Source organism: Xanthomonas sp. 3793 (assembly GCF_024806835.1).
Lineage (GTDB): Bacteria > Pseudomonadota > Gammaproteobacteria > Xanthomonadales > Xanthomonadaceae > Xanthomonas > Xanthomonas arboricola_F.
In genome coordinates this window covers 18,788-30,954 of the sequence record NZ_JANTYU010000009.1, presented here as the reverse complement: position 1 = coordinate 30,954, position 12,167 = coordinate 18,788, and the positions used below count along the sequence as shown (strand labels likewise).

At 65.3% G+C, this 12,167-nt stretch carries 7 protein-coding genes and 1 pseudogene; 7 read left to right on the top strand and 1 reads right to left on the bottom strand.

Annotated features, from left to right (window positions below):
- Positions 1 to 40: 40 nt before the first annotated feature.
- The 5 genes and pseudogenes from uxaC to FHY18_RS21605 all read left to right on the top strand — a co-directional run bounded on the left by uxaC (position 41) and on the right by FHY18_RS21605 (position 8,716).
- On the top strand, positions 41 to 1,462 hold the full coding sequence (gene uxaC, locus FHY18_RS21625; RefSeq protein WP_259159952.1) for a glucuronate isomerase: 1,422 nt from the start codon (positions 41 to 43) through the stop codon (positions 1,460 to 1,462).
- 154 nt (positions 1,463 to 1,616) lie between these two features.
- Positions 1,617 to 4,313, top strand: coding sequence for a beta-galactosidase GalB (galB, locus tag FHY18_RS21620; protein WP_259160024.1), 2,697 nt, complete (start codon positions 1,617 to 1,619; stop codon positions 4,311 to 4,313).
- A gap of 455 nt (positions 4,314 to 4,768) precedes the next feature.
- Entirely contained in the window at positions 4,769 to 5,815 is a 1,047-nt protein-coding gene (locus tag FHY18_RS21615; protein ID WP_259159951.1) for a hypothetical protein, read from the top strand.
- A gap of 710 nt (positions 5,816 to 6,525) precedes the next feature.
- Positions 6,526 to 7,602 (top strand): annotated as a pseudogene (locus tag FHY18_RS21610) (endo-1,4-beta-xylanase); the annotation flags it as partial.
- Positions 7,603 to 7,678: 76 nt separating this feature from the next.
- Positions 7,679 to 8,716 (top strand): SMP-30/gluconolactonase/LRE family protein, encoded by a 1,038-nt coding sequence (locus FHY18_RS21605; RefSeq protein ID WP_259159945.1) that lies wholly within the window; start codon positions 7,679 to 7,681, stop codon positions 8,714 to 8,716.
- A 145-nt stretch (positions 8,717 to 8,861) separates the two neighbouring features.
- On the opposite strand, the gene FHY18_RS21600 is transcribed toward FHY18_RS21605, so the two are convergent.
- The gene (locus FHY18_RS21600; RefSeq protein WP_259159943.1) at positions 8,862 to 9,905 is read right to left on the bottom strand and encodes a kelch repeat-containing protein; all 1,044 of its coding nucleotides are present in this window, start codon (positions 9,903 to 9,905) and stop codon (positions 8,862 to 8,864) included.
- Between the two features lie 220 nt (positions 9,906 to 10,125).
- Here FHY18_RS21600 and FHY18_RS21595 point away from each other — a divergent pair, with 220 nt between their 5' ends.
- Complete coding sequence (locus FHY18_RS21595; protein ID WP_259159941.1) at positions 10,126 to 11,268, top strand: DNA-binding protein; 1,143 nt, start codon at positions 10,126 to 10,128, stop codon at positions 11,266 to 11,268.
- A gap of 473 nt (positions 11,269 to 11,741) precedes the next feature.
- Positions 11,742 to 12,164, top strand: coding sequence for a hypothetical protein (locus FHY18_RS21590; protein WP_259159940.1), 423 nt, complete (start codon positions 11,742 to 11,744; stop codon positions 12,162 to 12,164).
- Positions 12,165 to 12,167: the final 3 nt, after the last annotated feature.

The following is a 12,167-nucleotide window of genomic DNA, read 5'->3' as shown; positions in this document are numbered from 1 at the left end:
GCTGCACGACCCACCCCGTTTTGTCTGGTACCCCGACCCCATGTCTACCTCCTTGCCGTTGACCTTGCACGACGACCGCCTGTTGCCGGCCGACCCCGGCACGCGGGCGATCGCGCGCCGGGTGTATGCGCAGATCGCCACGCTGCCCATCATCAGCCCGCACGGCCACACCGACCCGGCCTGGTTTGCGACCGATGCCGTGTTCGCCAATGCCACCGAGCTGTTGCTGGTGCCCGATCACTACGTGTTCCGCATGCTGTACAGCCAGGGGATCGACCTGGATGCGCTGGGCATTCCGCGTGCCGACGGCACGCGCGCACCGGTGGACCCGCGCGCGGCGTGGCGCGTGTTTGCCGCGCACTTCACCTTGCTACGGGGCACGCCTTCGGCGGTGTGGCTCAATCATGTCTTCCACACCGTCTTCGATCTACGCATCCGCCTGGATGCCGGCACCGCCGATCACTACTACGACCACATCACTGCAGCGCTGCAGACGCCTGGCTTTCGCCCGCGCGCACTGTTCGAGCGTTTCAATATCGAGGTGATCGCCACCACCGAATCTCCGCTGGACACGCTGCAGCATCACGCAGCCATTCGCGACAGCGGCTGGAAGGGACGCGTGCTCACCGCGTATCGTCCGGACCCGGTGGTCGACCCCGAGCACGAGCAGTTTGCCGGCGCGCTGCAGCAGTTTGGCGCGCTCACCGGCGAAGATGTGTTGACCTGGCAGGGCTACCTGCGTGCGCATCGGCAGCGCCGCGCGTTCTTTGCCGCGCACGGTGCGACGTCGACCGACCACGGGCATCCCAGCGCCGCTACCGCCGATCTGTCGGCGAATGAGGCGCAACGCCTGTTCGAGACTGTTGTGCGTGGTGCGGCGACACCCGCGCAGGCCGAGCTGTTCCGCGCGCAGGTGCTGACCGAAATGGCGGCGATGAGCCTGGACGATGGCCTGGTGATGCAGCTGCATCCGGGTTGCTTTCGCAACCACAACCGGTCGCTGTTCGCACGCTACGGGCGCGACAAGGGCGCCGATATTCCGATGCGCACCGACTACGTGCATGCGCTCAAACCCTTGCTGGATCGCCACGGCAACGATCCGCGCCTGCGCCTGATCGTCTTCACCCTGGACGAAACCAGCTACAGCCGCGAACTGGCGCCATTGGCCGGCCATTACCCGTCGCTGCTGCTGGGCCCGGCGTGGTGGTTCCATGACGCACCGGAGGGCATGTGGCGGTTCCGCGAGCAGACCCTGGCCAGTGCCGGCTTCTACAACACGGTGGGCTTCAACGACGATACGCGCGCCTTCCTGTCGATCCCGGCCCGCCACGATGTGGCGCGGCGCGTGGACAGCGCGTTCCTGGCCAAGCTGGTCGCCGAGCACCGGTTGGAGGAAGACGAAGCGGTGGAGGTGGCGATGGACCTTGCGTATCGGCTGCCCAAGCAGGCCTACAAGCTGTGATGCAGTGGTTGCGCTGCGTGTGCGATGTCGGTACGACGCCGCATCGGCGTGCAGGGTCACCCCGTACGCAAGCGCAGAGGCCCAGCGTATGACCCAGACGCGATTCCCACGCGCTGAGGTGTGGCGCAACGCCTTGCGCCTGATTTGCGCCGGCATGACCTGCGCCGGCGTTGCACTGGCTCCGCTGCACGCCACCGCACAAACCGACGCGCCACGCGAGCGTGTGTCGCTCGACGCGCAGTGGCGCTTTCAGCGTGGCGACCCACCGGGAAATACGGTGGTGCTCGATTACGATGCGCGTCCGCAGGTGCTGCGCAGCGAAGACGGCAAGGTGGCCGATGCACGCCCGGATCAGGCGCAGCAGCTGCATCCATCGGCCAAGGACGTGCTCAAGCCGTGGATTCTGCCAACCGCCAATGCGTTCATTGCCGACCCGGCGCAACGGCATCGACGCCCGCCCGGCAATCCGGGCCATACCGTGGCATATGTGCAGCCGCACTTCGACGACAGCCGCTGGCAACCGGTGGACCTGCCGCACGACTGGGCCATCGCCGGGCCGTTCCTGGCCGATGGTCCTTACGGCGGCATGGGGCGCCTGCCCAGCTGGGGCATCGGCTGGTATCGCAAGACGCTGGACATTCCGGCCAGCGATCGCGGCCGCTCGCTGTTTCTCGATCTCGATGGCGCCATGTCCTATGCCACGGTCTGGCTCAACGGCCAGCTGGTCGGCGGCTGGCCTTACGGCTATAGCTCCTGGCGTGTGGATCTGACGCCGTATGCGCTTGTCGGTGCCCGCAACCAGCTTGCGATCCGTCTGGACAATCCACCGGACTCGGCGCGCTGGTATCCCGGTGGCGGGCTGTATCGCCATGTGTGGCTCACCAAGACCGCGCCGCTGCATGTCGCGCAGTGGGGCACGCAGCTCACCACGCCCCAGGTATCGGCGGCATCTGCACAGATCCACCTGGCTGTCACATTGGACAACGCCGCGCGCACTGCCGCGCAGGCGCAGGTCAGCACTGCCATCTACGTGCTCGACGCGGCAAGCGGCAACCCCAGCGGCGCGGCGGTCGCGCAGATTCCCGCAACGCAGATTACCGTACCTGCCGGTGGCAGCGCCCGCGTGCAGGGGCGCGTGCAGATCGACGCACCACGCCTGTGGGGCCCACCGCCCACCCAGCAGCCGCATCGCTATGTCGCGGTGACCGAGGTGCGCCAGCAGGGGCAGGTGGTGGATCGCTATCGGACCCCGTTCGGTATCCGCAGCATCGTGTTCGATGCCGGCAAGGGTCTGCTGGTCAACGGCGAGCATGTGCCGATTCGTGGGGTGAACAACCATCACGACCTCGGCGCACTCGGTGCTGCGTTCAATGTGCGCGCCGCCGAGCGCCAGCTGCAGTTGCTGCAGCAGATGGGCGCCAATGCCATCCGCATGAGCCATAACCCGCCCACGCCGGAGCTGCTGGAACTCACCGACCGCATGGGCCTGCTGGTGGTGGACGAGGTGTTCGACAGTTGGGAGATGAAGAAGACCCCGCTGGATTTCCATCTGGTGTTTGGGCAATGGCACGAGCCGGACCTGCGCGCCATGTTGCGGCGCGACCGCAACCATCCCTCGGTGATGCTGTGGAGTGTCGGCAACGAAGTCGGCGAGCAATACACCGGCGAGCAGGGCGCGGCGATCGCACGCACCCTGCATGCGATCGTGCATGACGAAGATCCATCGCGCCCGGCCACGGTGGCGATGAACTACGCCTCGCCCGAAATGCCGCTGCCCGCTGCGCTGGATGTCATCAGCCTCAACTACCAGGGCGAAGGCATCCGCGATACGCCGGAGTTCGAAGGCACCGAGCGCATCCGCAAGCAACCGCAATACCCGGCATTCCATGCGAGGTTTCCGCACAAGGCCATCCTCAGCAGCGAGACCGCTTCGGCGTTGAGCAGCCGCGGCGTGTACCTGTTTCCGGTGACGCCAGACACCAGCGCGCCGGTGCGCGATGGGCGCGGCGGCGACTCGGTTGCGCATCAGGTCAGCGCCTACGAACTGCATGCGGTGGACTTCGGCTCCAGCGCCGACAAGGTGTTCGCCGCGCTGGACCGGCATCGGTATGTTGCCGGCGAATTCGTCTGGACCGGCTTCGATTATCTGGGCGAGCCCACGCCGTACTACAGCTCGCGCAGTTCGTATTCGGGCATCTTGGATCTGGCCGGTTTTCCCAAGGACCGCTACTGGCTGTACCAGTCGCGTTGGCGCCCTGATCTGCCGATGGCGCATCTGCTGCCGCACTGGAGCTGGCCCGGTCGCGAGGGCCAGGTGACACCGGTGCATGTGTTCACCTCCGGCGACGAGGCCGAGCTGTTCGTCAATGGCGTCTCGCAGGGGCGCAAGCGCAAGGGCCCGCTGCAATACCGGTTGCGCTGGGACGAGGTGGTCTACCAGCCCGGCGAGCTGCGCGTGCAGGCGTACAAGGACGGCAAGCCATGGGCCAGCGACCAGGTGCAGACCGCCGGCACCGCCGCGCACATGCAGGTCACGCCCGACCGCAGCAGCATCCGTGGCGACGGCCGTGATCTGAGCTTCGTCACCGTGCGGCTGTTGGATCGCGATGGGCGTCCTGCGCCCACTGCCGGCGACCGCCTGCGGTTCCGGATCGACGGCCCGGGCGAGCTGGTCGCAACCGACAACGGCGACCCCACCAACCTGGAGTCGTTCGGCTCGCCGCAACGCAATGCCTTCAACGGGCTGTGCCTGGCGATCGTGAGGGCGAAGGCGGGCGCACGCGGCACCATCACGCTGCATGTCGAATCTGACAGCCTGGATGCCGCGCAGGCGCAGATCGTGGCGCAGTGATGGAGTGCGCATGACCTGTCGCTGCAGGCACTTACCCTGCAGCCAGCGTTAGAGACAACGCCTGCTCAGACAGCAGGCGTGCTCGGGTGCGGCCAAACTGGTCGGCCATGCCGTGACAAACCTCCCAGGAAAGCCGCCTGCCACGACGCTTGCGTGATGGAGGCGGCTTGAGCACGTGCGCCGCATGGCGCCGTCGAGGCACGCAGTTCGGTCCGGCCATGGCAAGGCAATGGTTGGGGGGCTCGCGCGCGCAACGAAGGCCCGCATTGCGAAATGCCGTAACGCAGCATCGACGTCACAGCTATGCCCGGTTAACACAAGAGCGTGACAGAGCCCAAAGTTGGCGCATTTACCGAATTGTTGACTTCGCTTTCCAGGACATCACTTCCTGGCGCCGCATGGGGGGCTCGGCGGTGCGAGGAAGATCGGTTGCTCCACATCCATAAGGAACGGAAATGAAGAAGATCGGTTCAAGGTCAGTGCTTGTTGCCTGCATCATCGGAAGTGTGGCCAGCGCAGGGGCCGCGACCCAGAGCGCGGCCATCAACGCCGCCGGTCGCGCCGAGGCCCTGTCGTCCTGGGAAGCGACGATCCATCAGCAAGCGCCGTCGATGGAGGGGTGCTTCCGCTCGGCGTTCCCGAACAATGGCTGGCAGGCGACACGTTGTGCGGCGCCACCCAAGCTCGTGTCGGTGCCGCCGGCCGTCACCAATGGCAATGGCCGCACCACTGCCGCGCGCAACGGTGGTTCCTTCACGGTCGGTAACGGCACCGACTACGCTGCACGCACCGGCAGGTCCACGCGCTCTGCCGTGGGCTCGTTCCCGAGCGTGAGCGGCGTGACCACCGGCGTGGCCGATTATTCGTTGCAGATCAATACCGACATCGCCAGTAATCCCACCACCTGCTCGCAGTTCGGTTACTCCACGTGCCAGACCTGGGAGCAGTTCATCTACTCCACCGATGGTGACGGCGACGCCGGCAATGGCCGCACTCCGATCGCCTTCATCCAGGACTGGTTCTTTGCCGGTAGCGCCTCGCAGTACAACGCGGTCGGCTGCCCGTCCGGCTGGTATGCCTATCCCGACCAGAACGCCTGTTATCGCAATAGCGACGCAGTGGACGCACCGCTGGTGGCGGTGAAGAACATCGGTAGCATCAAGCTGACCGGCTCGGCGACCGCTGGTGGTGTGGACACCGTCTCGTTCTCGGTCAACGGCCAGGCCTATAGCGTGAACCAGCCCGCCTCGACGTTGAACATCAACAAGATCTGGCGGCAGTCCGAGTTCAATATCTTCGGCAATGGCAGCGTCAATCCGGTGGTGTCGTTCAATCGCGGCTCGAGCGTTACCGTGAACGTGGCCGTCAACGACGGCACGACCAATGCCCCGACGTGTCTGGGCAACGCCGGCACCACGTTCGAGCAGAACAACCTGACCCTCGGCAGCTGCACTGCCTCGGGCGGTTCGTCGCCGCGCATCAGCTTCACCCAAAGCAACTAACGCGTGCTCAACGCCCGGGAAGGTCCTGGCCTTCCCGGGCGTTTGTCGTTGTAGAACTTGCCAGCGGCCGCGTGGATCCCGCTCCGGCGCGCGACATCTATCATCTTCTGGCAACGCAGCCTGTCGCGGCCAGTGCCGCTGTGCATTGCGCAGTGCCGTGCCTGCATCTGTCATCGCGCGCGGGCACAGGCTGGGGCAGTAGGCCCCGCACAACGCAGGCGCGTTGATCGATGCTACTGCCAACGGTGCATCGATCTTCGCGCAATGATCGACGCGACTGCTGAGGCTTCGTGTCGCAGAGTCGCCGACGCGCCATGTCGCTCCGCAGCCGTTGGACTTGGAAGCAACGCCAACAGTGGTGCGCCCACTGGTCCTCGCAAATGCCCGACGCCGTTGGGCGCGGCTGTTGGCCGGCATGCATGTACCGATGCAGGTCGGCGCTGCCCGCGGAGACGCAAGCGGCTATGCTGCATCACCGCCGTCGTGGGCCTAGGCAGGCTGTGCCATGGCCTTGCGCATCCCTTGCGACACACGCTGCACTGCAGTGTCGTCCCTGCGCCCCGGTCAGTCGCCCGCGCCTTCCTCAACGAGCTGCCGCCATGTTTGCACGTCACCGGTTTTCCTTCTTGTTGCTGGCCGGCATGCTGGCTGGCAGCGCAACCGCCAGCGCTGCGCCGTCGGCGGTTACCGCCTCTCCTTGTCCGGCACAGACGCTCAAGCAGGTCTATGCCGATGCCTTCCTGATCGGCACCGCCGTCAATGCCGAGATCGTGTCAGGCCACGACGCCGCGTCGGCGGCCTTGGTCGCCTGCCATTTCAATGCGCTCACGCCCGAGAACGTGATGAAGGCCGAAGTGGTGTCGCCGCGTCGCGGCGTCAACGATTTCACCGCCGCCGATGCCTTCGTCGATGAAGCGCGTGCGCAGCATATGTTCGTGGTCGGCCACACCCTGGTGTGGCACAACCAGACGCCGGACTGGTTCTTCACCACCGCCGATGGCCGGCCCAATACGCCAGCGCAGCAACTGGAGCGCATGCGCGAGCATATCGCGCTGGTGGCGGGCCGCTACGCCGGCAAGGTGCAGGGCTGGGACGTGGTCAATGAAATCATCGACGAAGATGGGCGCTACCGCGATACCAACTGGGTGCAGCGGGTCGGCGACGGCGACACCGTGGTGCGGAATGCCTTCACCTTTGCGCAGCGGTATGCACCGGATGCAGAGCTCTACTACAACGACTTCAATGCATGGCGGCCGAGCAAGCGCGACGGCATCGTGCGGATGGTCAAGATGCTGCAGCAGTCCGGCATCCGTATCGACGGCGTCGGCATGCAAGGGCACTGGGGCCTGGACTACCCCAGCCTGCGCGATATCGAGGACGCCATCGACGCATACGCCGCACTTGGCATCAAGGTCATGATCACCGAGCTCGACGTGGATGTGCTGCCGCTCACCAAGCAAGGCCAGGTCATCGGCACCGGGCTTGCGCACAAGCAGTTCCAGCTGCCGGAATTCAAGCGCTTTCTCGATCCTTACCGCGATGGATTGCCGCCTGCCGTACAGGCGCAACTGAGCGATCGCTATGCGGAGCTGTTCGCGCTGTTCTGGCGCAAGCGCGACAAGCTTGCGCGCGTGAGCGTCTGGGGCGTCAGCGACGGCATGTCGTGGAAGAACGATTACCCGGTGCCCGGCCGCACCAATTACCCGCTGCTGTTCGATCGCAATCACCGGCCCAAACCGGCCTTGGATGCGGTGCTGGCGGTGCCTGCGGCGGCTAGCGGGCGCTAGCGCGGTCGTCAGCGTGCGCAGCAGACCTGCACACGCATGATGGCATCATGGCTCGACTTCGTTACTGGACTGACCGATGCGCTTGCCGCCCTATCTGTTGTTGGCTGTTCCGCTGCTGGCGATCCTCGCCGCCTGCGCCAGGAAGGAGGTGCCCCCGCCGCGCTTTTCTGCGATCGGGCATCTGACAACTTTCGATCGCAGCTTCAGCGACGTGGTCGCCAGCGACGCGCGCATCGAGAAGCTCACCGAAGGCTTCACCTGGTCCGAAGGCCCGGCATGGGTGCGCAACGGTGGCTACCTGCTGTTTACCGATGTGCCGGAAAACAAGCTGTATCGCTGGTCCGAAGAGGCAGGGTTGTCGGTCTTGCTGTCGCCGTCCGGCTATACCGGTCCGGAACAGGCCACGCTGCGCGAGGCCGGTGCCAACGGGCTGTATGCCGAGCCCGATGGCACCGTATTGCTTGCCGATTCCGGTACCCGCATCGTTGCCAGGCTCGATCCGGCCACCCGCAAGAAGACGCCGCTGGCCACCAGCTTCGGCGGCAAGCGCTTCAATAGCCCCAACGACGTGGTGCGTCGTCGCGACGGCGTGGTGTTCTTCACCGACCCACCGTACGGCTTGAAGGATCTCAACGACTCGCCGGTCAAGCAATTGCGCTTCAATGGTGTGTACCGGCTGGATGTCGACGGCAGCGTGCATCTGCTGGACGACAGCCTGAGCTTCCCCAACGGTATCGCGCTGTCGCCCGATGAGCGCACCTTGTACGTGTCCAATTCCGATCCGGAACGACCGATCTGGATGGCCTACGCGCTGGATGCGCAAGGCGCCGTCACCGGCAAGCGCGTGTTCGCCGATGCGTCGGATCTGGTGGCAAAGGATGCGCCCGGCCTGCCCGACGGCATGGCGGTGTCCGCCGACGGCTACCTGTTCGCCACCGGCCCCGGTGGCGTCATCGTCTTCGATCCGGCCGGGCAGCGCCTGGGCCGTATCGAAACCGGTGAAGCCGTCTCCAACTGCGCGTTCGGCAACGACGGTCATACCCTCTACATGACCTCGCACGCGATGCTGACACGCGTGCGTGTCAAGTCGCTGGGATTGCAGTTTGCGCAGTAGCGTCTGTCGGGACCTCAGCTGATCCAGTCGCCGCTCCTGCAGGAGCGGCCCTGGCCGCGATGGAGCGTTACCGAGAGACCTGCATGACACGTCGCTTTCCCTTCGGGCCAGGACTGCGATCGGGCTTGGATGCAGCCCACCTTGCCTAGCGTGTGGCTTCCGCCTCAGCCAACATCAACACATCATCCAGCTCAGGCCCGCCGCCGCGGTTACCGCTGCCCGCAGCGATGTATAGAGTGTCGCCGACGGCGGCAACTTGGGTGCCATGCCGCCCTTGCGGTAGTGCGGCCAGCGTTGCCCAGCTGGAACTGGTCGGATCGTAGGCTTCCACTTCGTCGTGCGCCTTGACCTGCCGCATGCTCTCGCCACCGATGATCAGCAGGCGGCCATTGTGTGCGATGGCGGCAGTGCCTGCGCGCTGCGTCGGCAGCGCGGCCGGTGCCACCGACCAGGTGCCGCGCTTGATGTCATACACATCGACTTCGGAAATCGTTTGCGCCAGGGTGTTGCCGCTTTCGTGTGCCGACCTGCGGCCACCGGCGGCATAGAGTTTTCCGTCGATCACCGCCGCATGGAAATGGTCGCGCGCATGCGGCGCATCGGCCAGCTGCGTCCATTGCTGCGTTCTGGTGTCGAACGCATCCAGCCATGGCACATAACCGCTCATATGGCCGCGCGTGTTGCCGCCGACCAGGTACAGCACGCCGTCGTGTTCCACCGCGCCGGCCGCGCCGCGGCGGCGATGCTTGGGAATCTCCGGCCCGACCTGCCAGTGGTCGGTGCGGGGATCGTAGATCAGCAGATTGCTCAGCGACGCTTCCTCGGGATAGTCGCCGGTGAAGCCGCCCACGAAATACAACTTGCCGGACGACACCACCGCCTGTGCGTGGCTCACCATCAGCGGCGGCGCACTGCCTTGCGACCAGCGGCGCGTGCGGGTGTCGAAGATCTCCAGCGGGCGCTGATCGCGTCCGCCGATCAGATACAGGCGGTCGCCGATGGCCACCAGGCTGTTTTCATGGCGCGCATGCGGTTGGTTGCGCGTGCTCAGGGCCTGCCACCGGGCAGACTGTTTCGACGGCGCCGATTTGGACAACGGCGCCTTGTCGGCGGCCTGCGCAAGCGCGGGGACAATGCCGATCGCGGCAGCGAGCAGGCCCGCGTGGAACGAGGTCTTCAACAGGCGCATGCAGCACTCTTGCGATAGCCGTGGCAGGCCAGTGTAGCGACACATGCACGGCGATTCAGCGTCCCAAGCAGGCTGATCTGCAGCTGCGTCCGGTGCGGTGGACGTCGCCGCCGACGCGCCCTTTGCGACAGCGCCGCCGCGCGCCGCGTGGCGTGCCTGCGTGTCGCCGAGTCACATTCATCGCCGTGTGGTGTGCACGGCCAGTTGCCAGCCTCTTCACATGCAGCAGCACGGCGCCTGCGAACACTACGGCAACTCGATGCAACCGGAGAAATTCGTGGCACGCACACCAGCAAAGCGGGCGATGTCTACAGTGCCGCCCAGGAATGTTGCCAACGCAGCGGCGCGCGGTCTGCGCTTGCGTGAGCTGCACGGGCGCGGCGGTACCGCGATCGGCGTCGCGCGTGCACGCGATCTGTCGGCGCAGAAAACGCTTTCCACCCAGACCATTCGACGCATGCACGCCTATTTCGCGCGTCACAGCGTGGACAAGAACGGCAAGGGCTGGGCCGATCGTAGCGCGCCATCGGCTGGCTATATCGCCTGGCTGCTCTGGGGCGGCGATGCAGGTCAGCGCTGGGCGGCGCGGCTGTATCAGCGGCTGGAGGATGCAGCCAACGCGAAGACCGCGACAGGGAAGAGCAGCAGGTCCAGCAGCACGGCCGCTGCCGACGCCAGTGGTACGACGACACGCACCGCCGGAAAGACCGCAGCAAAACGCACCGCAAAGAAGACCGCCGCAAAGAAGGCCGCAAGAAAAACAACCGGAATGCCCTCCGTGAAGAAACCTGCGGCGAGAAAAAGCGCAGCAAGGAAAGCAGGGGCCGGTAGCGCGGCGACACCCACGTCCAGGTCTTCGACCGTTGCCCGCAAGACGACCGCCACGACCGCAGCAAAGAAGACCGCAGCAAAGAAGACTGCAGCAAAGAAGACCGCAGCAAAGAAGACTGCAGCAAAGAAGACTGCAGCAAAGAAGACTGCAGCAAAGAAGACTGCAGCAAAGAAGACTGCAGCAAAGAAGACCGCAGTCAGGAAAGCGACGGCGAAAAAAAGGGCGGTAAAAAAGACCGCGACAAAAAAGACAGCCGCTCGCCGGCCTTCGGCCAACAAGAGCGCCTCTGCACGCAGCACTGCGAAGAAGCGCGAGGGCAAGGCCTCGGCGCCATGGAAAAAACCGAACCCGAAGCGTGCCTCGCGCTCAAGTTCGCTTTCCCCAGCGCAGAAGACACAGGCCAGACAGCGTGCCAAGGCAGCAGGCCGGCCCTATCCCAACCTGGTCGACAACATGGCCGTGGCGCGTAAGGGCAACGCTGCCAAGCGGGCAAGCGGAGCGGGCGCTACGAAAAAAGCCGGCAAACGTTAGCCGCAACCAGTGGGGGGAAGGCCGCCCCCCGGGTTGGCGCAGGCGCTACGAGGCATGCCAACCCGGGCGGGCGTGACAGCAGACGACTGGGCCGGGCGATGCCGCCCGCTGTCACTGCGGCAGCGCTCCGGACGATACGTCACCGCGTTCCCCACCATTTTCCGCTCCTTGGGCCGGTGCAGCGCTCGCCCGCAGCGGACGCTGCACCGGCGCCGACAAGCGCTGCTCCCGTGGGCCGTCATGGTGGTGCCGGGTCCCGGAGTCATGCGCTGGTGCTTCAAGCATGTCATGGCGCCGCTTGAAGCAACGTCCCTGCTGCTTCGCCCGTCCATGCCACGCGTCGGCAGGCTGCGCAAGGCGTCGGTGAAAGCTGTGCACGCATTGTCTATAGTAAGCAAGCTCGCCCGTGCAGCTGCGATCCGGAGTTCCGCAAGCGAACACGCGCACTCGCCTCATCCTGGACAAGGACGCCCGTGAAGCTTTTTCTACTCGTGTTATCGGCCCTGCTGTACGGGGTTGCGCTGTGCCTTCCTGCATTGCACGGCGGCAATGATCACCTGGGTGGATTCGTCATCCTGCTGCTTGGCTGGATGCAGGTGGTCGATGGCCAGTGCGTGGCATGGATGAGCAATCCGTTGTTCTTCCTGGCGTGGCTGTGTTACTTCGTCAAGGTGGACAAGTTGGCGGCGGCGCTGTTGGTAGCGGCGTGCCTGATCGGGCTGGATACCTTCCGCGCAACCCGGTTCGACAAAAACGAGGCCGGCCATCAGGTCATGATCGACCACGTGGGTGTCGCGTTCTATGTGTGGGAGTTGAGCTTTCTGGTGCTGCTGGTGCTGGTGCTGATGCGCATTTTCAGCACGTCCGGTGCCAGGCAGGGCGTCCGGGCATCGTGATCG